Genomic DNA, 19,512 nt, shown 5'->3' with positions numbered 1-19,512 from the left:
GCCCCATCCGTCACATCACTGTGCAGAGATTAAGGGGGAACTGTGAAGCCCGGGGGCCGTTCAGATAAAGAGCACGTTTCCGTTGATTCGCGACTTCAGTCGCGCAACACCGCACGCAACCTTTCAACTTCGGTCGTCGGGGCGTCACATGTGAAGTTACGGCAGACATAGGCGGCCGGTTCACCGCCGACCAGCGGACGGCCCGTGAGCAGCGGGAACTCGTCGCTCTCCGGAGCGCCGACGGCGACGACCGCGCCCGGCGCGGTGCCCAGGAGTGCCGTGCGGTGCAAGGTCTTCGTGCCCTCGTGATCGAGCGACGGCCCCACGATCGCGACCTCGCGCGGCCCGTCCAGCGCGGCCTCCGCGGCGGCGAGCCCCCAGCCGATGAAGCGGGGCACGCGCGGACCGAGTGCCTTGACGACCCCGAGGGCCTTCTCGGCGGCGGTGCGGTGGGGCTCGGATCCGGTGTGCGCGGCATAGCCGAGCAGGGCGTTCGCCGCCGCGGTCCAGCCGGACGGTGCGGCGTTGTCGGTCGGGTCCTGCGGGCGGCGGATGAGCTGCTCGGCGTCGGCGGCGGTGTCGTACAGGGAGCCCGACTCCGGGTCGGTGAAGCGGACCAGGACGTGGTCGAGGAGGAACCCGGCGAACTCCAGCCAGACGCCCTCACCGGTGACGGAGGCGAGCGCGAGGAAGCCCTCGGCCACGTCGGCGTAGTCCTCCAGCACGCCCGCGTTGGCGCCGGCGTGGCCGTCCTTGCTGGTGCGGGTGAGCCGGGCCTGCTCGTCGAGGTGGAGTCGCACCAGAAGGTCGGCGGCGACGACGGCGGCCTCGACGAGGTCGGGCCGGTCGAAGTAGGCGCCGGTCTCGGCGAGCGCGGCGATCGCCAGCCCGTTCCAGGCGGCCACGACCTTGTCGTCCCGGCCGGGCGCGGGACGCTCCGACCTCGCCGCGAGCAGCCGCTCCCGGATCGAGGCGATCTTCCCGGCGTCGACCAGCCCTTCCTGCTGCTGAGGCAGCTGGAGGACGGAGGCGCCCTCTTCGAAGGTGCCCTCCTCGGTCACGCCGAAGTACTGCGCGGCGAGCTCGGCGTCCTGCTCACCGAGCACCTCACGGAGCTGCCCGGGCGTCCACACGTAGTACGCGCCCTCGACGTGCTTGCCGGTCCCGTCGTCGCTGTCGGCATCGAGCGCGGAGGCGAACCCGCCCTCGTTCGTGCGCAGTTCGCGCACCATGAAGTCGGCGGTCTCCACGGCGACCCGGCGCGCGAGTTCCGAGCCGGTGGCACGCCAGAGGTGGGCGTACACCCGGCACAGCAGGGCGTTGTCGTACAGCATCTTCTCGAAGTGCGGCACGACCCAGTCGCGGTCGACGGAGTAGCGGGCGAAGCCGCCGCCGAGCTGGTCGTAGATACCGCCCCGGGCCATGCGCTCGCAGGTGTCGGACGCCATCTGCAGGGCACCTTCGGCGCCGGTCCGGGCGTGATGCCGCAGCAGGAACTCCAGCACCATGGACGGCGGGAACTTCGGCGCCCCGCCGAATCCGCCGCGCTGCGGGTCGTACTCCCGGGTGAGCCCGAGCAGCGCCTGCGCGAGCTCCTCCTCACCGGGGGTCCGGGCATCCCCGTAAGAGATCTCCCGGGCCGCCAGATCGCGGACGATCTTCCCGGCGACCTCGGTGACCTCGTCCCGCCGCTCCTCCCACGCCTGGTGCACGCCCTGGAGCACCTGCCGGAAGGAGGGCATGCCCTGGCGGGGCGCGGGCGGGAAGTAGGTGCCGAAGTAGAAGGGCTCGGCGTCCGGTGTGAGGAACACGGTCATGGGCCAGCCGCCCTGCCCGGTCGCCGCCTGCACGGCCTCCATGTAGACGGCGTCCACGTCGGGGCGTTCCTCGCGGTCGACCTTGATGCTCACGTAGTGCGTGTTGAGGTCGTCGGCGGTCTGCTGGTCCTCGAAGGACTCGTGTGCCATGACGTGACACCAGTGACAGCTGCTGTATCCGATGCTGAGCAGCACGGGCACGTTCCGCTCGCGGGCCTCCTCGAAGGCCTCCGCCGACCAGGGCCACCAGTCGACGGGGTTGTCGGCGTGCTGAAGGAGGTAGGGGGACGTCTCGTGCGCCAGTCGGTTCGGCATGGTGTCCATCCTGCCGCAGTACCCCGCCGGTCTCGCGTCAGGCGCCGCCCGGGCGACGCTCCCGCCGCACGCCCGCCGGGCACACGGCGCTCCGCCGGGCCCGTGTCTTCACACAATCGGGCGGGGCACGCCCCCTCGCAACGATGCGCCGTCCGCAGCACACTTGACCAAGGAACGACCGAGAACACGACCGAGGTGACCGCGGAGAACGCCGTTGCCGCCGGAGGGGGACGTGACATGCGGGACAGTCATCGGGCGGAGGCCGAGGGGCTGTTGGCGCGGGCCGTGGAGGAGGAGGTACGGCGGACCGGCGGGCGCAGCGACGGAAAAGTGCTGCTCGCGAGGGCGCGCGGGGGCCTCGACGGGATGGCGCGGAGCGCGGCCGAGGAGTACGAGGCCTACACGCGCGCCCTCGACGAGGCGGCGGCCGGACAGCTCACCTTCGGACAGCGGTACGCCCGTGAGGGCGCCGGGACTCCGCTGCTGGTGGCCGGGGTCGCGGCGGTCGCGGCCGTCGTCGCCGACATGGCCCTCGGTACGGACACCGGGACGGCACTGGGCGCGGGCGTGGCCGTCGGGGTCGTGGGCGCCGCGGCGACGGTCGTGAAGGTGGTCGGCTCCCATCTGCCGGCGGCGCACCACCGCGCCGGGGCCGTGAGCCAGCCGGGCGGACCGGAACAGCTGCGGCTGCAGTGGCTGACGGCGCTGGAGGTGCGGGGCATCCGGCCGTTCCTGGACCAGCAGCGGGTGCTCGCCGCCTCCACCGGGCCGAAGAAGACCGGGCCACGGCTGCGGGGCGCCGACAAGAGCGCGGCGGCGCGCGGGCGCAATGTGCTGGAGCAGTCCTTCGCGCAGCTCCCGGATCCGGCGGAGCCGTTCGCGGGACGGCGGCCGGAGCTGGCGCAGATCCGGCAGTGGGTGCAGGCCGCCCGCGCGAACACGGAGACCCAGCCGACGGTGGTCGTCCTGCACGGCACGCCCGGCAGCGGCCGTACGACGCTCGCGGTGCGGGCCACGCATGATCTGCGGGACTACTTCCGCGGCGCCTGCGTCGTCGATCTGCGCGCCGAGGGCCCGGGCGGGTCCCCGCTGTCCACCCGCGACGCCCTGCTGCATCTGCTCAACCGGCTCGGCGCGCCCCGTGAGCAGCTGCTGTTCCGTGAGCGCTCCTCCCCCGACCAGCAGGTCAAGCGGCTGAGCGAGCTGTACCACCAGCATCTGACCGGCCTGCCCGTCACGGTCGTCCTGGACGACGCCTCGGACGCCGAGCAGGTCCGCGCCCTGGTCCCGGAGCGGTCCGACAGCCTGGTGCTGGTGACGGCGCGGGGCCCGCTGGAGCTGGACGACCTGCCCGCGCGCGTCCATCAGCTGGCGGTGGAGCCGCTGGACGCGGCGGGTGCGGAGGAACTGCTGGGCGCCGCCGCGCAGGACCGTTCCGGGCCGTACGACGCCGAGTCCGCCGACCGGGTCCGGGAGCTGTGCGGCGGGCTGCCGCTTGCGCTGCGCATCGTGGGGTCGTGCCTCGGCCCGCGCTCCCCGCGCGCGCTGGCGACGGACCTCGGCGCGTACGGCCCGGTCGAGCCGGTGGAGCGCGCCCTGTGGCTGCGCTACACCGACCAGCCGGACACCGTACGGCGGCTGCTGCGCCGGCTGGCCCTGGCCGGGCGGGCCTCGCTCGGCGCCGCCGCGGCCGCCGCGCTGCTGGCCACCGACGAGGCGGAGGCGAAGCGGCAGCTGCAGGCCCTGACCCGCGCGGGCCTGATCGACCACGTCCGGGGCGACCGCTACCGGCTGCACGACCTGGTCCGCGCCTTCGCCCAGGCCCGTCTCCTCGACGAGGAGGAACCGGCCGAACGCACGGCGGCGCAGGAGCGGCTGATCGTGAACTACGCCGAGCTGGCCGACTCGGTGCTACGCATGGTCGACGGCAACATGTCGACCCGCACCAACCGCTTCAGCCCGTACGGCTTCACCTCCCTCGACGAGGCGCTGCGCTGGCTGGACGACGAGTCGAGCTTCATCACGGCGGCGCTGCGGCACGCCGAGGGCGTGAACCAGGCGGCGGTCCTGAACCTGCTGGGCGCCCTGTGCGACTACTGCCTGCTGCGCGGCGACCTCTACCGGCTGGGCGAGATCAGCGAGCTGGCGCAGGCGGTGGACGAGGGACTGCTGGTGCGCTCGGTGCAGTGGCGCACCGGCATCGCGGCGCGGCAGCTCGGCGAACTCGACAAGGCCCGCACCACCCTCGCCTCGGTCGTCGACCTCTACCGGGAGGCCCACCACGACGCGGGGGCCGCCCGCGCCCTGTGCTCCCTCGGCATCACCCTGCACCACCAGGGCAATCTGACGGAGGCGTCGGCGAAGCTCCGCGAGGCCCTGGCCCTGCAGTCCTCCGCCGAGCTGGCGACGGACCGGGCGTGGACGATGCACGCCCTGGCGGCGGTGGAGCGGGACCGGGCCCGCGTGTCGGAGGCGCTGGACCTGCTGACCGAGTCCCTTGTCCTGCACCGCGCAGGCGAGTCGGTGCACGGCCAGGCCTGGGCCCACTTCCAGCTCGGCCAGCTGGGCCTGCGCATGGGCGACGTCCCACGCGCCGAGTCCGAACTGCGCGCGGCCCTCGACCTCTACGGCCGTACCCGCGACGCCCGCGGCGAGGCCTGGGCCCTGACCCAGCTGGCCCGGGCCCTGCTGGTCGCCGGCGACGCGTCCCCGGCCGTGGAGGAACTGCGCGGCGCGGCCGCCCGGCACCGCGACAACGAGGACGCGCGCGGCGAGGCCTGGACCCTCTACTACCTGGGCCAGGCCCTGGAGGAGACGGGCAACCTGGACCAGGCGGTCCGCGAACTCGAACGCTCCCGCACGATGTTCTCCCGCATGCGCGACGTCTACGGCCTGGCCTGCGCCCGCCACCACTCGGCCCGCGTCACCCGCGACCAGCGCGCCGCCCAGACGGGCTCCTTGCGGAACTCCGGCTTCGCCCGCCAGCTCCTGGTGGACGCCCGCGCCGACTTCCAGCGCATCGGCGTCGCCCACGGCGAGGCGTGGACCTGCCTGGAACTCGCCGTCGTGGACGCGGGCAACGCCCGCACCCAGCAGGCACTCGCCCTGTGCGACGAGGCCGTCGACCTCTTCACCTCGTACGGCGACCGCCGGGGCGAGGACTGGGCCCGCTTCCTGCGCTGCACCCTCCTGCCGTACGCGGCCCCGGGCGGCGCGGAGGTCGGCACCGCCGTCGCCCAGGAGGAACTGGCCCAGCTGTCCCGCGCGGGCCATCCCCTGCGGGACGAGAAGCTCGACGAGTACATCGACGCGTGGGGGCTGCTGCTGGAACGGGGCGTGAGTCTGGAGTCCGGGTGGCAGGCATGGGGTCTGGGGATGACCCCGAGCCGGCATGCGCGGGAGGTGATGGGGGTGGTGGTTCCGGCGGAACAGGGGTGAGGCGGCACGTACTCCCGGCACGACCGTGCCACCGGCTTCTGGCACCCGCGGGCCGAGAAGTGGGCGGGTGTCGGCCACGCGGGTATCGGGACCGGGCCGGCCCCGGTCTCGGCGGTCCGGATGCTGCCGCCCGCCGAGCCCCATCCCCTGGCCGCGCTCGACCACCGCTTCGTCAGCGTGGACGCGAGCGACGTCCTCGTCCGAGGGCACGGCCCGGCGGGCGCGCACTCCGGCCATCTGCGGCCGGAGACGGCGCACCCGCTGCTGTCACTGGCCGCCCAGCCGGAGACGGCCCACCCGCTGCTGTCACTGGCGGCCCACAGCCGGTGACAGCGCGCTGCCGCCGAGCGGCCGACGGGTGGTCAGCCGTTCGCGGACGGCTTCTTCGCGGCCCCTGCGGCGCTCTCGGCGGCACCCTTCGACTCCGGCTCCGGCTCGGACTCCGCCTGCTCGGCCTTGGGGTCCGGGACCTGGGTGAAGTCGACCCTGTTCATGTGGCGGCTCATGGACTTCATCAGGGCCCACACCGCCAGGGCCATCGCCGCGAAGACGATGAAGCCGAGGACGCCGGGGGTGACCTTGTCCTCGTCGACCTCCTTGGCGAAGGAGACGAGGTGCGTCATTGCCAGGCTTGCGCTTGCGCTCATGTCAGGCATTGTCGCGGACGCCCGCGAAGAGGTCGTCCTCGGGGAGGGAGGTATCGGCGAGAGACTTCGCCAGCTCGTACTCCTCCGTGGGCCAGACCTCCTTCTGGATGTCCATCGGCACCCGGAACCAGCCCCCGTCCGGGTCGATCTGCGTGGCGTGCGCGATCAGCGCCTTGTCGCGGATCTCGTAGAAGTCGGCGCAGGGCACGTGCGTGGTGAGCGTGCGCTGCTTCATGCCGAACTCGTCCCAGCGCTTGAGCCAGTCCCCGTACGGCGACTCCAGCCCCCGGTCCAGCATCGCCTGGTGCAGCGCCTCGGTGCGGGGACGGTTGAAGCCCTGGTTGTAGTACATCTTCAGCGGCTGGTACGCCGGGCCGTACTCGTCCTCCGGGTACTTCTCGGTGTCCGCCGCCCCCTCGAACGCGACCATCGAGATCTTGTGGGTCATGATGTGGTCGGGGTGCGGGTAGCCGCCGTTCTCGTCGTAGGTGGTGATCACCTGGGGGCGGAAGGCGCGGATCTTCCGCACCAGCTCACCGGCCGCCACGTCGACGTCCTCCAGGGCGAAGCAGCCCTCCGGCAGCGGCGGCAGCGGGTCGCCCTCGGGCAGCCCCGAGTCGACGAAGCCGAGCCACTCCTGCTTGACCCCGAGGATCTCCCGGGCCTCGTCCATCTCCTTCTTGCGTACCTCGTGGATGTGCTCCTCGATGTACTTGTCGCCCTGAAGCTTGGGATTGAGGATGGAGCCGCGCTCCCCGCCCGTGCAGGTCACGACCAGCACGTCCACCCCCTCGGACACGTACTTCGCCATGGTCGCCGCGCCCTTGCTCGACTCGTCGTCGGGGTGGGCGTGCACGGCCATCAGTCGCAACTGGTCAGTCAAGACTCAATCCTCAGTAAGTCGGCGCCCTGTGTGCGTCGGCGCAATCAGCGGCTTCTATAGTGACCGAACCGGGAGGCGAATAATTCCGGGACCGGGCCACGGGGCCCTGCCGGGACCCTCGCCCGGGTCTTGTCTTGGAGGACGATCATGAGTACGGCGAGCACGCGACTGCCCGAGGGCCGTTACGGCCGCACCTCGGACGAGCGCGCCGACCGCAAACTCAAGATCATCGGTGCTGTCCTCTCGGTGGCCCTGCTGGGACTGGTCGGCTGGTTCGGCTACCACTACGTCGTCCAGAACGAGATCAGCGCCGAAGTGATCACCTTCGAGCCCGGCAAGGAATCAGTGAAGGTCCATCTGGAGGTCCGCAAGGACGCCGATGCCACCGGCTACTGCACCGTGCGCTCCCAGGCCGAGGACGGTTCCGTGGTGGGCCGGGCCGAAGTGCGCTTCGACAGTGACGCCACCGTCATCGACAAGGTCTTCACCCTGCGCACGACCGCGCCCGGGACGACCGCCGAACTGCAGGGCTGCCAGGCCGACTGAGGCCGCACGGACGTCACCTGCAATACGTAGCGCCTGACCTGCGTTGACGTGAATCTGGTGGCTTATGTCCTCCCCCTTCTGCTCCTGAATTGTTAGGCTCGTGGTTTCGCCCATCCGTGAAGGAACATTCTTCTGGGTAGGGCGATGCTTTGTATTCCCAGTACCTACGAGGAGCACCTGTGACCCAGACCAGCGAGAACGTCACCTGGCTGACCCAGGAGGCGTACAACAAGCTCAAGGCTGAGCTTGCGCACCTTACTGGTCCCGCGCGAACGGAGATCTCCGCGAAGATCGCCGCTGCGCGCGAGGAGGGCGACCTGCGTGAGAACGGCGGGTACCACGCGGCCAAGGAGGAACAGGGCAAGCAGGAACTCCGTGTGCGCCAGCTCACCCAGCTCCTCGAGAGCGCGAAGGTCGGTGAGGCGCCCGCGGCGGACGGTGCGGTGGCGCCCGGCATGGTCGTCACGATCGCGTTCGACGGCGACGAGGACGACACGCTGACGTTCCTGCTCGCCTCACGCGAATACGCGAGCTCCGACATCGAGACGTACTCGCCGCAGTCCCCGCTGGGCTCCGGCGTGATCGGCCACAAGGTCGGCGAGGACGCCGAGTACGAGCTGCCGAACGGCAAGAAGGCCTCGGTGAAGATCATCAAGGCCGAGCCGTACGACGGCTGAACCAACCGTCGAGCCTTGACCTGCCCCCGGCGTCGCTGCGGTGCCGGGGGCACTGTCATGCCGTCGCGGACCGGTACTTGCGCACCGCCAGCGTCCGGAAGACGACCAGGATGAGGATCGAGTAGATCAGCGAGGCCCAGACGGGGTGCTGCATGGGCCAGGCGTCCGACGGCGACTGGCCCGGGTTGGCGAACAGCACACGGCAGGCCTGGACCGTGGCACTGAAGGGATTCCACTCGGCGATGTGGCGCAGCCATGGGGTCATGTGGCTGGTGTCCACGAACGCGTTCGAGATGAACGTGACCGGGAAGAGCCAGATGAGCCCGCTGGACGTGGCCGCCTCGGGGGTTCTGACGGACATGCCGATCAAGGCGCCGATCCAGGTGAACGCGTACCCCAGCAGGAGCAGCAGGCCGAAGGCCCCGAGCACCTTGCCCGCGTTCGTGCTGCCGTCCGACCCGACGCGCCAGCCCACCAGGAGGGCGACCACCGCGAGCACCACCAGGGTCAGGGCCGTCTGCACCGAGTCGGCGAGGGTGCGCCCGGTGAGCACCGCGCCGCGCGCCATGGGCAGGGAGCGGAAGCGGTCGATGAGGCCCTTGTGCATGTCGTCGGCGATGCCCGCGCCGGAGCTGGCCGTGGCGAACGTGACGGTCTGCGCGAAGATGCCGGCCATCAGGAAGTTCTTGTAGTCGACAGCGCTGGTGCTGCTGCCGATCTGCATGGAACCGCCGAAGACATAGGTGAACAGCACCACAAACATGATGGGCTGGATCAGCCCGTAGATAATCATTTCGGGAATGCGGGACATTCTGATCAAATTGCGTTTTGCAACGACCATGGAGTCCCGGATCGACTGGCTGACCGGGTTCGCTGCCGGCGCGACCCGCACGGCGTCGGTGACGGCACTCACTTGGCGACCTCCTTGTCGATCTTCTGGTCGGTCTTCTTATCGGTCTTCTTGCCGGTCTTCTCGTCGATCGCTGCGCCGTTCTCCTCGTCCTTGACCTCGGCCACATGTCCCGTCAGGGACAGGAAGACGTCGTCGAGGGTCGGCCGGCGCAGGCCGATGTCGTCGATCTCGATGCCCCGGGTGTCCAGTTCGCGGATGACCTCGGCGAGGAGCTTGGCGCCGCCGGTCACGGGCGCGGTCAGCTTGCGCATGTGCTCCTCGACCGTGGTCTCGCCCTTGCCGAAGCCGGTGAGGACCTCGACGGCGGCCTGGATGTGCTCACGCTCATGCACCACGACCTCGACGCGCTCGCCGCCGGTGCGGGCCTTGAGCTGGTCGGAGGTGCCCTGGGCGATGACCCGGCCGTGGTCGACGACCGCGATGTCGTGCGCCAGGTGGTCGGCCTCTTCCAGGTACTGGGTGGTCAGCAGCAGCGTCGTACCGCCGGAGACCAGCTGCTTGATGACCTCCCACAGCTGCTGGCGGTTGCGGGGGTCGAGGCCGGTCGTCGGCTCGTCCATGAACATCACGGGCGGCGAGACGACCAGGGCCGCCGCGAGGTCGAGCCGGCGGCGCATGCCACCGGAGTAGGTCTTGGTGGGCCGGTCGGCGGCGTCCGTGAGGTGGAACTGCTCCAGCAGCTCGACCGCGCGCTCCTTCGCCGCCTTCGCCCTCATCTGGTAGAGCTGGCCGACCATCTGGAGGTTCTCACGGCCGGTCAGGTATTCGTCGACGGCCGCGAACTGGCCGGACAGGCCGATCGAGCGGCGGACGGCGTCGGGCTGCTTGAGCACGTCGATGCCCGCGACGACCGCCCGTCCGCTGTCGGGGCGCAGCAGGGTGGTCAGGCAACGGACGGCGGTCGTCTTGCCCGCGCCGTTCGGCCCGAGCAGGCCCAGGACCGTGCCCTCGGGCACATCGAGGTCGACACCGTCCAAGGCTTTGACGTCACCGAAGGTCTTGACCAGACCTTCGGCATAGATGGCGCCTGGCATATGAGTCTCCACGTCTTCGGGGATCGCCGGACAGATGACTGATACTTCGCACGAACACACCATAACGCGATGTATCGCGTCTCACAATAGGTCTCGTCGGTGTCGCGTTCCGTGAGAAAAAGGGATCTTGGCCGGCTCCGGCGGCGGCTCAGTTCATGACCGTGTAGCCCGCCTCGCGGAGCGCCCGGCCGACCTCGACGCAGTGCGCCGGGCCCTTCGTCTCCAGGTGCAGCTCGACCTCCGCCTCCGTGAGCCCGAGCCGTGGGTCGGTCCGTACATGGCTCACATCGAGGACGTTAGCGTCCACCACTGACAACACGCCCAGAAGTGTGGCGAGAGCGCCGGGACGGTCGGTCAGCCGCAGCCGGACGGCCAGGTAGCGGCCCTGCGCGGCCATGCCGTGCCGCAGCACCCGCTCCATCAGCACCGGGTCGACGTTGCCGCCCGACAGCACCGCGACGACCGGCCCCTCGAAGGCGCCCGGCTCGCTCAGCAGCGCCGCGACCGGGCTCGCCCCGGCGGGCTCCACGACGAGCTTGGCCCGCTCCAGGCACAGCAGCAGCGCGGCGGACAGCTCGTCCTCGCTGACCGTGCGCACCTCGTCGACCAGCTCGCCGACCAGGCCGAACGGCACGTCGCCGGGCCGCCCGACCTTGATGCCGTCGGCCATCGTCGCCGGGTTCTCGACCGTCACGGGCCGTCCCGCCGCCAGTGAGGGCGGGTAAGCTGCCGCGCCCTCCGCCTGGACGCCCACGATCCTGAGGTCGGGCCGCAGGGCCTTCACCGCCACCGCGATCCCGGCGGCGAGACCGCCCCCGCCGATGCCGACGACGATCGTGCGCGCCTCGGGGCACTGCTCGAGGATCTCCAGGCCCACCGTGCCCTGGCCCGCGATGATGTCGGGGTGGTCGAAGGGGTGGATGAACACCGCGCCCGTCTCGGCCGCGTACTCCTGGGCGGCGGTCAGCGTCTCGTCGACCACCTGGCCGTGCAGCCGCACCTCGGCCCCGTAGTCCCGGGTGGCGCTGACCTTGGGCAGCGGGGCGCCCTTCGGCATGAACACCGTGGAGCGCACACCGAGCAGCGAGGACGCCAGCGCGACGCCCTGCGCGTGGTTCCCGGCGCTCGCGGCGACGACACCGGCGGCGCGCTCCTCGGGCAGCAGACCCGCGATCCTGACGTATGCGCCGCGCAGCTTGAAGGAACCGGTCCGCTGGAGGTTCTCGCACTTGAGGTGCACCGGCGCGCCGACCATCTGGGAGAGGTGCCTGCTGCCTTCCATCGCGGTCACCCGCGCCACACCCGACAGCATCTTCTGGGCGCCGCGCACATCGTCGAGGGTGACGGGGCGCAAGGAGTCAGCCGTGCTGTAGCTCATGACACCCAGCATCGCAGTTCACAGGCGGGAACGACGGTTGTGACCAACCTCCGAGACCCGCTTTGTGAAGCGCCGGTACGACCCGCCCCCCGGCCGCGTACCCTGTCCCCCAATCAGCCAGCCCTCCACGAAGTGAGCCCCCGGCCATGCCCACAACACCTGAAATGTCGATGGACATGACGACCGTCGGTGACACCGGTCTTCTCGACACGCTGCAGCACGAGGTGGCGCTGTTCGCCCGCCGTGCCGAACAGACCCGGCTCGGCGGAGTCGGGCAGGTGCGCAACTCCATGGACCGCGCCGCGTACCTGCTGCTCAACCGTCTCGACAAGGAAGGCCCGATGGGCGTCAAGGCGCTCGCCGCGAGCATGGGGATCGACTCGTCCACGGTCACCCGGCAGGTGGCTCCGCTGGTCGACACCGGCCTGGTCAAGCGCACCTCGCACCCCGAGGACGGACGGGCGGTGGTGCTCCAGCTGTCCCCGCGCGGGCAGGCCCGGCTGGAGGAAGTGCGCTCCTCGCGGCGGCAGTTGATGGCCGAGCTGACCGAGGACTGGGACCCTGAGGAGCGCGAGGCGTTCTGCTCGCTCCTCACGCGCTTCAACAGCGCGCTGTCCGCCCGGATGGCGGTGCCGGGCGTGCCGGGGCCGGAGACCCAGCCGCAGTCCTGAGCCCCGGCCGTGCGCGGCTCTTGACCTCGGGGCCGACCCTGGCCTGATATGAGACCGGGTCCTGTCGTACAGGCGTACGCGGCCGGGCCCGCAACTTCAGGGCCGCGGCGGGCGGGAGGCGCGATGCGACAACGGCATGCGTCCCGGGCGGCCCGTCGGGCCCGGGAGTTCGAGGCGTTCGTCGCGGGCGCGGCGGGGCGGCTGCTGCAGACCGCCACCCTGCTCACCGCCGAGGCCCCGGACGACAACCCGCGCGCGCGGCGTCTGCTGACCCTGTCCCTGGCGCACACGTACGCGTGCTGGGACCGGCTGCGCGGCGAGGACCCGTACGACCGCACCCGCCAGTACCTCGCCACCCGCTTCGCGCGCGGCACCTGGCACCACTACGGCGGTCTCGGCCGCGCCCGCCCGCACCCCGCCGGCCCCTTGGCGCCGCTCACCCCGCAGGAACGCCTGATCCTGGTCCTCAGGCTCTACGAGGGCGTCGCCGAGGAGCAGACGGCGGCCCTGCTCGGCCTGTCCGTGGAGCGCGTACGGGCCATCTGCCACCGGGCGGTGTCGACCCTGCTGCACCGGCCGCGGGGACCCGCACCGGCGGTGACGGCCGCGAAGGCGGTGCCGTCATGAGCCCTTCCGGCGACCGGAGGCCGTCATGAGCGGGAAGGACCGGGAGGCGACCGCGCGGCGGCTGATGGAGCAGGCGCCGCGGCCCGTGCCGCCCGAGATCCACACGGAGGCGGTGCGCAGGGGCGGCCGCATACTGCGGCGCAGGACGCTGGCCCGCCGGGTGCTGTGGCTGCTGCTGCTCACGGCGGCCGTGGCGTTCACCGTGTGGGCGCTGACGGCCCGCCCCTGGGTGGAGCCGCCGTCGAACACGACTCCACCCCTCACCGGCTGGTGACCGGCTGGACCGGCTGGTGACCCCGGGAGGGCCGGGTCCGCTTCAGCCGATCCAGCCGAGCGCCTGCTGAAGGTCTTCCAGCAGGTCGTCGGCGTTCTCGATGCCGACGGACAGGCGCACCAGGTCGGCCGGGACTTCGAGGGCCGAGCCGGCGGCGGACGCGTGCGTCATGCGGCCGGGGTGCTCGATGAGCGACTCGACGCCGCCCAGGGACTCGCCCAGCGTGAACACCTTGGCGCGGTTGCAGACCTCGACGGCCGCCTCCTCGCCGCCCTCGACACGGAACGAGACCATGCCGCCGAACGACTTCATCTGCTTGGCGGCGATCTCATGGCCGGGGTGCTCCGGCAGGCCCGGGTACAGCACGCTCGTCACGCGCGCGTGCCGGGTGAGCATGTCGGCGACCTTGACGGCGTTCTCGCTGTGCCGGTCCATGCGGACCGAGAGCGTCTTGGTGCCGCGCAGCACCAGCCAGGAGTCGAAGGGCCCGGCGACGGCGCCCATCGCGTTCTGGTGGAAGGCCAGTTCCTCGCCCAGGTCGGCGTCGCTGGTGATCAGCGCGCCGCCGACGACGTCCGAGTGGCCGCCCATGTACTTGGTAAGCGAGTGCACGACGACGTCCGCGCCCAGCGCCAGCGGCTGCTGGAGGTAGGGCGTGGCGAAGGTGTTGTCGACGACGAGGCGGGCGCCGGCGTCCCGGGCGATCTGAGCGACGGCGGCGATGTCGGTGATACCGAGCAGCGGGTTGGAGGGGGTCTCCACCCACACCGCCTTGGTCTTCGGGGTGAGGGCCGCCCGTACGGCCGCCGGGTCGCTCGTGTCGGCGACCGACCACTCCACGCCCCAGCGGGCGACGACCTTGGCGAACAGCCGGAACGTGCCGCCGTAGGCGTCGTTGGGGATGACCACGTGGTCGCCGGGGCTGAGCAGCGTACGCAGCAGGCAGTCCTCGGCCGCCAGCCCGGACGCGAACGCGAGACCGCGGCGGCCGCCCTCCAGGGCGGCGAGGTTCTCCTCCAGCGCGGTCCTGGTGGGGTTGGCGCTGCGGCTGTACTCGTAGCCGCCGCGCAGGCCGCCGACGCCGTCCTGCTTGTAGGTCGAGACCTGGTAGATCGGCGGGACGACCGCGCCCGTCAGGGGGTCGGCGGTGTTGCCCGCGTGGATCGCGAGGGTCTCGAAGTGCTGACTGATCTGCCTGTCGCTCATGAGGACCGAGGGTAGTGCGCCGACGCGAAGAGTGCCGGAGTACGAGTCGAAGCGCGCCCGTGACCGGGTTTTCCACAGGGCCACAAGGGCTGCTCGGCCCGGTTTTCCACAGGTTCGGGGAGCAGGTTGGCCAATTGTCGGCGCGGTCTGGTTCGCTTGTTGCATGGAGATTCTCTGGGTCCTGATCGCGCTGGTCATGCTGGGCTTCGTGCTGCTCCCCTTCCTGCGGCGCAGGCGCGGTGCGGTCGGACTGGTCTCGCCCGACCACCCGGACGCCGCGGACCCGGCGAACTACGGCTTCGTCCGCGAGGAGGAGCTCGACATCCGCATGCCCGGCCCCGACCAGGACCTGCTGGACGTCCTGGACGTGGTGCAGCGCTCGCAGGACCACCGCGCGGCGCAGCAGCTCCTCGCGGGCACGGAGACGGAGGGCGAGCGGCGCTGGCAGCGGGTGCAGGCCTTCGCGGGTGCCGCCTCGCTGGAGCTCGCGCAGCGGCCCGGCGGGGTCGGCGAGGCGCCGGGCGGGCAGTGGCTGCGGGTGTGGCGGGCCGAGGCGCCCAAGGACGCGGGTGGCGCGGCGGTGCAGGCCGAGTTCCTGGTGCAGCAGGCGTGGCGGACGGCGACGCCGGGGACGGACGAGTTCCGGATCATCATGGAGGAGGCCAGGTCGGCGTGCGGCGACGCGGCGCTGCTCTCCCCCGGCGACCCGATTCCGTACATCGTCGAGCTGTCGGTGGCCCGCGGGCTCGGCTACTCCCGCAAGGACTTCGAGCAGCTCTGGCTGAAGATCCTGGACCGCGACCCCGCGCACATGGGAGCGCATCTGGCCGCGCTGCACTACTGGTGCGAGAAGTGGCACGGCTCGCGTGAGCTGGCGTACTCGTTCGCCGAGGCCGCCGCGGCCCGCGCGCCCCAGGGCTCCCTGCTGGCGGCGATGCCCCTCTTCGCGGTGTTCGAGCACCTCCCCGAGGTGACCCTGGTCAGCAGCTTCTGGCAGTCCGAGGTCGTCACGAAGGCGGTGCACGGCGCGCTGCACGCGGTGCACTCGGCCCGCCCCGACGACCCGATGCTGGCGCACGCCCGGCACCTGCTGGTCTTCTTCCTGGTCCGCAGCGAGCGCTGGTCGGAGGCCATGAGCCAGCTGATACACATCGACGGCCACGTGGGCGCCCTGCCCTGGACCCTGTCCGAGGACCCGGCGGCGGAGTTCGCGGTGTACCGGGCGCTGGCGGTGGCGGGCTACGAGGCGAACGGCGGCAGCCCGGCGACCCTGCCGCACTGAGGCACGGCCCCGGGCCCCCGGCCGGAATTCCCCCCGGCCGCCGCACGTTGTAGGGAGCGTCGCCCCGGCGCGGCGTCGCCCCGATTGGAGACCGCATGTTCCTGCACAGCCGTACGCCCCAGCTGCCGTCCCCCGAGCAGGCGCTGCCCGGCCGCCCGGTCCCGGCGTTCACGGTCCCCGACCGCCACACCGTCCTCGGCAACCCCCTGCTCGGCCCCTACCCGGAGGGCCTGGAGGTCGCCGACTTCGGCCTGGGCTGCTTCTGGGGCGCCGAGCGCAAGTTCTGGCAGCTCCCGGCGGGAGTGTGGACGACCCTGGCCGGCTACCAGGGCGGCCACACCGAGAACCCCACCTACGAGGAGGTCTGCTCGGGCCTGACCGGCCACACGGAGGTCGTGCGCGTGGTCTTCGACCCGAAGCTGATCTCGTACGAGCGCCTGCTGAAGACGTTCTGGGAGTCCCACGACCCGACGCAGGGCTTCCGCCAGGGCAACGACGTGGGCACGCAGTACCGCTCGGCGGTCTACACCCACACCGCCGAGCAGGCGGCCATCGCCAAGTCCTCCCGCGACTCCTACCAGAAGGTCCTCACGTCCTCCGGCCACGGCGAGATCACCACGGAGATCGCCCCCGCCCAGGACCGCCCCTTCTACCCGGCCGAGGGCTACCACCAGCAGTACCTGGACAAGAACCCGGCGGGTTACTGCGGCATCGGCGGCACGGGCGTGTCCTGCCCGATCGGTGTGGCCAAGGCCGAGGGCTGAACCCCCGAGGGCTGAACCCCGGTACCACTGAATACACGGGGGCTCCCTGGCAATAGGGTGCCTCCGTGACTGCCCCCTTGAATTCGACCCTGAGTTCGGCGAAAGCCCGGCACGCGCTGCGTCTGTCCGCGCGGGTGTCCGCGGAGTTGCTGCTGGTCCTTGTGATGCTGGCCGTGTCTCTGTGGCTGCTCGGCCGGATGTGGTCGGTGGTGTGGCCGCTCGTCGTAGGTCTGCTGCTGACCACGCTGACCTGGCCCGCGGCCCGCGCCCTGCGTCGTCGCGGATGGCCGCCCGCGCTCGCCGCGTCGCTCGTGACCGTGTTGTTCCTGCTGGTCGCGGGGGGCGTCGTGGCGCTGATCGCGGTGCCGGTGGCGTCGCAGTCCGGTGAACTGACGGACGGTGTGGTCGAGGGCATCCAGAGGCTGCGCGAGTGGGCCGCCGGGCCACCGTTGAACATCGGTGACGCCCAGATCAACAAGGCGTTCGACACCGCGGTCGCCCGTGCCCAGGAGGGCGTGGGCAGCATGGTCGGCACGGTCGTCACGGGCGTCAGCACCGTGGTGAGCGGAGTGGTCACCGCCGTCCTCGCGCTGTTCCTGATGTTCTTCTTCCTCAAGGACGGGCCGAAGTTCCTCCCGTGGCTGTCCCGGCAGCTCCCGGGCCGGTTCGCCACCGACGTCCCGATCGTGTTCGCGCGCGGCTGGGCCACCCTGGGTTCCTTCGTACGGTCCCAGGCGGCCGTCGGCATGCTCGACGCGGTCCTGATCGGGCTGGGCCTGTGGATCCTGGGCGTGCCGCTGGTGCTCCCGCTGGCGGTGCTGACCTTCGTCTCCGCGTTCGTGCCGATCATCGGCGCCCTGTTCGCCGGTTTCGTCGCGGTCCTCATCGCGCTGGTCTCCAACGGCCTGACGGACGCGCTGATCGTGCTGGCCATCATCGTGGTGGTGCAGCAGCTCGAGGGGAACGTCTTCCAGCCCATGATCCAGAGTCGTGGGCTCGGGCTGCACGCGGCCGTGGTGCTGCTGGCCGTGACGTTGGGCGGCAGTCTGGCCGGCATCGTGGGCAGTCTGCTCGCCGTTCCCATCGCCGCGCTGATCGCGGTGGTGTGGAACTACGTGCGCGAGCAGCTCAGCGACCCGCCACGGGAACCGGACGGCACCGACGAGCCGGACACCACCGCCCCCGTGCCGTCGTAACGGCCCCGGGCGCGCGACCGGCCCTGGACGCGCGACCGGCCCTGGACGCGCGACCGGTCCTGCACGCGCGAACGGCCCCGCCCAGGTCGCGTGGCTCCTCCTCGCTTGCGAATCTGCAGGCGAAAGGAGCACCGCCACATGAACCCTGTCACCGCGTCGCCCGTGCGCATCGAGGCGTCTGTCGACCCCCGGCTGTCCCGATGGCTGTGGCTGGTGAAGTGGCTGCTCGCCGTTCCGCACTACATCGTGCTGTTCTTCCTGTGGATCGCGTTCGCCGTCGTGACGGTCATCGCGTTCTTCGCCATCCTGTTCACCGCCCGGTACCCCCGGTCCCTCTTCGACTTCGGCGTCGGCGTGCTGCGCTGGAACTGGCGGGTCGGCTACTACGCACACACCGCGCTCGGCACCGACCGGTACCCGCCGTTCACGCTCGCCGACGTGCCCGACTATCCGGCGCGCTTCGACGTCGTCTATCCCGAGCGGCTGTCGCGCGGCCTGGTCCTGGTGAAGTGGTGGCTGCTGGCGATCCCGCAGTACATCGTCGTAGCGATGTTCGTGGGCGGTGGCTGGGGCTCGGGCTGGCACGACGGGGGCGGCTGGCGGGGCGGTGGGCTGATGACGTGGCTCTCCCTGGTCGCGGTGGTCATCCTGCTGTTCACCGCCCGCTATCCACGGCACCTCTTCGACTTCCTGCTGGGCCTCGCCCGCTGGTGCGCGCGGGTGACCGCCTACGCCGCCCTGATGACCGACCAGTACCCGCCGTTCCGGCTCGACCTGGGCGGGCAGGAGCCCCCCGGCCAAGGGCCCTTGGCCAAGGGTCCCTGACAAGGAGCCCCGGGCAGCGCCGGAATCCCGAGCGGAACCGATTCCTCCCGCTCTACGCTCCTTCGCATGGTTCTCAGACGAGCGTTACAGGTGATCATGGTCGTCACTCTGGCCCTCGCGGGGGCGGTCCAGGGCGGGGTGAGTTCGGCGCGGGCCGGAGACGCCGGACGGCAATTGCTGTTCTACAACCACGCCTACGGCGTCCTCGACCGGGAGACCGCCGACGCCATCGAACACTCGGCCTATCTGCGCGAGTTCGCCGACTTCCAGGTCCGGACCACGACGGGTTCCGGCGGGCAGACCTGGACCGGCCGCTATCTGATGGGGCGCGAGACCTACCTCGAACTGTTCGGCGTCGGCGACCTGCCCGGCAAGGACGGCACCCTCGGCTCCGCCGGCATGGGCATCTCGACCGAGCGGAAGGGCGACCTGGTGACGGTGCTCGCGAGGCTGCGCGAGCAGGGGATCAGCGACCCCGTCGAGTTCCGGCAGACGCGCGACTTCGGCGACGGCGTCCCCGTGCCGTGGTTCGACGCCGTCTTCACCACCGACCAGTTCGACCTCTTCGGCACCTGGGGCATGGAGTACCGACCGGAGTACTTCGCCGACCCCCGCGGCAACACCGAGCCCGCGGCACACCCCGATGACGTGGGCCGGGAGCGCTATCTGCCCGACGGCTACCGCGACCACCTGATGCGGGACGTGACCGGCATCCGGCTCGCGGTGACCGCACGCGACCTCGCCAACACGGTGCCGCTGCTGAAGGCCGGCGGGTTCGCCGTGCGCTCCCTGGCGGACGGGGGCGTCGTCGCGAAGGGCGGCGGCACCACCCTCCGTTTCGACACCGTGCCCCTCGACCAGGTGGGCCTCCGGCAGGTCGAGATGTCGCTGAACCGGCCGGTGGCGTACCGGCACGAGGAGCGCATCGGTCACTCGACCCTCGCCGTCGGCCCGGGGCCGCGAGCCGTGTGGACCTTCGGCGACCAGGGCCGGCCCGCGCCCCGGTGATCACGGAAACC

19 protein-coding genes are annotated in these 19,512 nt (G+C 71.4%); 12 read left to right on the top strand and 7 right to left on the bottom strand.

The window, feature by feature from the left end; translation table 11 throughout:
* Positions 1–95: 95 nt before the first annotated feature.
* The gene (locus AC07DF_RS02990; RefSeq protein ID WP_478966337.1) at positions 96–2,132 is read right to left on the bottom strand and encodes a thioredoxin domain-containing protein; all 2,037 of its coding nucleotides are present in this window, start codon (positions 2,130–2,132) and stop codon (positions 96–98) included.
* A gap of 237 nt (positions 2,133–2,369) precedes the next feature.
* Between AC07DF_RS02990 and AC07DF_RS02985 the strand changes: the two genes are divergently transcribed.
* Together AC07DF_RS02985 and AC07DF_RS02980 are read left to right on the top strand one after the other, a co-directional pair.
* Positions 2,370–5,570: a tetratricopeptide repeat protein gene (locus AC07DF_RS02985; RefSeq protein WP_478966335.1), complete on the top strand. Its 3,201-nt coding sequence runs from the start codon at positions 2,370–2,372 to the stop codon at positions 5,568–5,570.
* A 120-nt stretch (positions 5,571–5,690) separates the two neighbouring features.
* Positions 5,691–5,900, top strand: a complete 210-nt coding sequence (locus AC07DF_RS02980; RefSeq protein WP_478966334.1) for a hypothetical protein — start codon at positions 5,691–5,693, stop codon at positions 5,898–5,900.
* A 32-nt stretch (positions 5,901–5,932) separates the two neighbouring features.
* Here AC07DF_RS02980 and AC07DF_RS02975 read toward each other — a convergent pair whose 3' ends face one another.
* Entirely contained in the window at positions 5,933–6,226 is a 294-nt protein-coding gene (locus tag AC07DF_RS02975) for a hypothetical protein (protein ID WP_478966332.1), read from the bottom strand.
* A complete protein-coding gene (gene mca / locus AC07DF_RS02970; RefSeq protein WP_399026341.1) occupies positions 6,219–7,100 on the bottom strand; it encodes a mycothiol conjugate amidase Mca in 882 nt (293 codons plus the stop codon). The genes AC07DF_RS02975 and mca overlap by 8 nt, the downstream gene beginning before the upstream one ends.
* Positions 7,101–7,247: 147 nt before the next feature.
* Between mca and AC07DF_RS02965 the strand changes: the two genes are divergently transcribed.
* Entirely contained in the window at positions 7,248–7,646 is a 399-nt protein-coding gene (locus AC07DF_RS02965) for a DUF4307 domain-containing protein (protein WP_478966329.1), read from the top strand.
* A 179-nt stretch (positions 7,647–7,825) separates the two neighbouring features.
* Positions 7,826–8,323: a transcription elongation factor GreA gene (gene greA / locus AC07DF_RS02960; protein WP_478966327.1), complete on the top strand. Its 498-nt coding sequence runs from the start codon at positions 7,826–7,828 to the stop codon at positions 8,321–8,323.
* Between the two features lie 55 nt (positions 8,324–8,378).
* On the opposite strand, the gene AC07DF_RS02955 is transcribed toward greA, so the two are convergent.
* The 3 genes from AC07DF_RS02955 to ilvA all read right to left on the bottom strand — a co-directional run bounded on the left by AC07DF_RS02955 (position 8,379) and on the right by ilvA (position 11,648).
* A complete protein-coding gene (locus AC07DF_RS02955) occupies positions 8,379–9,236 on the bottom strand; it encodes an ABC transporter permease (RefSeq protein WP_376386212.1) in 858 nt (285 codons plus the stop codon).
* Positions 9,233–10,270, bottom strand: a complete 1,038-nt coding sequence (locus AC07DF_RS02950; RefSeq protein WP_478966325.1) for an ATP-binding cassette domain-containing protein — start codon at positions 10,268–10,270, stop codon at positions 9,233–9,235. The genes AC07DF_RS02955 and AC07DF_RS02950 overlap by 4 nt, the downstream gene beginning before the upstream one ends.
* Positions 10,271–10,418: 148 nt before the next feature.
* Positions 10,419–11,648: a threonine ammonia-lyase gene (ilvA, locus tag AC07DF_RS02945; protein ID WP_478966324.1), complete on the bottom strand. Its 1,230-nt coding sequence runs from the start codon at positions 11,646–11,648 to the stop codon at positions 10,419–10,421.
* A 164-nt stretch (positions 11,649–11,812) separates the two neighbouring features.
* On the opposite strand from ilvA, the gene AC07DF_RS02940 reads away from it, so the two are divergent.
* From AC07DF_RS02940 to AC07DF_RS02930, 3 genes are all read left to right on the top strand, one after another.
* Positions 11,813–12,319, top strand: coding sequence for a MarR family winged helix-turn-helix transcriptional regulator (locus AC07DF_RS02940; protein ID WP_478967569.1), 507 nt, complete (start codon positions 11,813–11,815; stop codon positions 12,317–12,319).
* A 123-nt stretch (positions 12,320–12,442) separates the two neighbouring features.
* Positions 12,443–12,946, top strand: coding sequence for a sigma factor-like helix-turn-helix DNA-binding protein (locus AC07DF_RS02935; protein ID WP_478966322.1), 504 nt, complete (start codon positions 12,443–12,445; stop codon positions 12,944–12,946).
* Between the two features lie 25 nt (positions 12,947–12,971).
* Complete coding sequence (locus tag AC07DF_RS02930; RefSeq protein ID WP_478966320.1) at positions 12,972–13,220, top strand: hypothetical protein; 249 nt, start codon at positions 12,972–12,974, stop codon at positions 13,218–13,220.
* A gap of 42 nt (positions 13,221–13,262) precedes the next feature.
* Here the strand turns inward: AC07DF_RS02930 and AC07DF_RS02925 are convergent, their stop codons facing one another.
* Complete coding sequence (locus AC07DF_RS02925) at positions 13,263–14,426, bottom strand: cystathionine gamma-synthase (RefSeq protein WP_478966319.1); 1,164 nt, start codon at positions 14,424–14,426, stop codon at positions 13,263–13,265.
* A 163-nt stretch (positions 14,427–14,589) separates the two neighbouring features.
* Here AC07DF_RS02925 and AC07DF_RS02920 point away from each other — a divergent pair, with 163 nt between their 5' ends.
* From AC07DF_RS02920 to AC07DF_RS02900, 5 genes are all read left to right on the top strand, one after another.
* The gene (locus tag AC07DF_RS02920; protein ID WP_478966317.1) at positions 14,590–15,708 is read left to right on the top strand and encodes a hypothetical protein; all 1,119 of its coding nucleotides are present in this window, start codon (positions 14,590–14,592) and stop codon (positions 15,706–15,708) included.
* Between the two features lie 95 nt (positions 15,709–15,803).
* Positions 15,804–16,472 (top strand): peptide-methionine (S)-S-oxide reductase MsrA, encoded by a 669-nt coding sequence (gene msrA, locus AC07DF_RS02915; protein ID WP_478966315.1) that lies wholly within the window; start codon positions 15,804–15,806, stop codon positions 16,470–16,472.
* 89 nt (positions 16,473–16,561) lie between these two features.
* The gene (locus AC07DF_RS02910; protein ID WP_478967567.1) at positions 16,562–17,668 is read left to right on the top strand and encodes an AI-2E family transporter; all 1,107 of its coding nucleotides are present in this window, start codon (positions 16,562–16,564) and stop codon (positions 17,666–17,668) included.
* Between the two features lie 138 nt (positions 17,669–17,806).
* Positions 17,807–18,493 carry a DUF4389 domain-containing protein gene (locus AC07DF_RS02905; protein WP_478966313.1) on the top strand — a complete coding sequence of 229 codons (687 nt, stop codon included), beginning with the start codon at positions 17,807–17,809 and terminating at the stop codon, positions 18,491–18,493.
* A 66-nt stretch (positions 18,494–18,559) separates the two neighbouring features.
* Positions 18,560–19,501, top strand: a complete 942-nt coding sequence (locus AC07DF_RS02900) for a DUF5829 family protein (protein WP_478966311.1) — start codon at positions 18,560–18,562, stop codon at positions 19,499–19,501.
* Positions 19,502–19,512: the final 11 nt, after the last annotated feature.

The organism is Streptomyces sp. NPDC044719 (assembly GCF_056433405.1).
Note: the sequence above shows the minus strand (reverse complement) of the source record. Positions and strands in the feature narration are given on the sequence as shown.

What these genes read in the sequence shown, in the direction of transcription:
- AC07DF_RS02990 (WP_478966337.1), bottom strand. Translation starts at nt 2,132, where the DNA reads ATGCCGAACCGACTGGCGCACGAGACGTCCCCCTACCTCCTTCAGCAC.
- AC07DF_RS02985 (WP_478966335.1), top strand. Translation starts at nt 2,370, where the DNA reads ATGCGGGACAGTCATCGGGCGGAGGCCGAGGGGCTGTTGGCGCGGGCC.
- AC07DF_RS02980 (WP_478966334.1), top strand. Translation starts at nt 5,691, where the DNA reads ATGCTGCCGCCCGCCGAGCCCCATCCCCTGGCCGCGCTCGACCACCGC.
- AC07DF_RS02975 (WP_478966332.1), bottom strand. Translation starts at nt 6,226, where the DNA reads ATGCCTGACATGAGCGCAAGCGCAAGCCTGGCAATGACGCACCTCGTC.
- AC07DF_RS02965 (WP_478966329.1), top strand. Translation starts at nt 7,248, where the DNA reads ATGAGTACGGCGAGCACGCGACTGCCCGAGGGCCGTTACGGCCGCACC.
- AC07DF_RS02950 (WP_478966325.1), bottom strand. Translation starts at nt 10,270, where the DNA reads ATGCCAGGCGCCATCTATGCCGAAGGTCTGGTCAAGACCTTCGGTGAC.
- ilvA (WP_478966324.1), bottom strand. Translation starts at nt 11,648, where the DNA reads ATGAGCTACAGCACGGCTGACTCCTTGCGCCCCGTCACCCTCGACGAT.
- AC07DF_RS02940 (WP_478967569.1), top strand. Translation starts at nt 11,813, where the DNA reads ATGTCGATGGACATGACGACCGTCGGTGACACCGGTCTTCTCGACACG.
- AC07DF_RS02935 (WP_478966322.1), top strand. Translation starts at nt 12,443, where the DNA reads ATGCGACAACGGCATGCGTCCCGGGCGGCCCGTCGGGCCCGGGAGTTC.
- AC07DF_RS02930 (WP_478966320.1), top strand. Translation starts at nt 12,972, where the DNA reads ATGAGCGGGAAGGACCGGGAGGCGACCGCGCGGCGGCTGATGGAGCAG.
- AC07DF_RS02925 (WP_478966319.1), bottom strand. Translation starts at nt 14,426, where the DNA reads ATGAGCGACAGGCAGATCAGTCAGCACTTCGAGACCCTCGCGATCCAC.
- AC07DF_RS02920 (WP_478966317.1), top strand. Translation starts at nt 14,590, where the DNA reads ATGGAGATTCTCTGGGTCCTGATCGCGCTGGTCATGCTGGGCTTCGTG.
- msrA (WP_478966315.1), top strand. Translation starts at nt 15,804, where the DNA reads ATGTTCCTGCACAGCCGTACGCCCCAGCTGCCGTCCCCCGAGCAGGCG.
- AC07DF_RS02905 (WP_478966313.1), top strand. Translation starts at nt 17,807, where the DNA reads ATGAACCCTGTCACCGCGTCGCCCGTGCGCATCGAGGCGTCTGTCGAC.
- AC07DF_RS02900 (WP_478966311.1), top strand. Translation starts at nt 18,560, where the DNA reads ATGGTTCTCAGACGAGCGTTACAGGTGATCATGGTCGTCACTCTGGCC.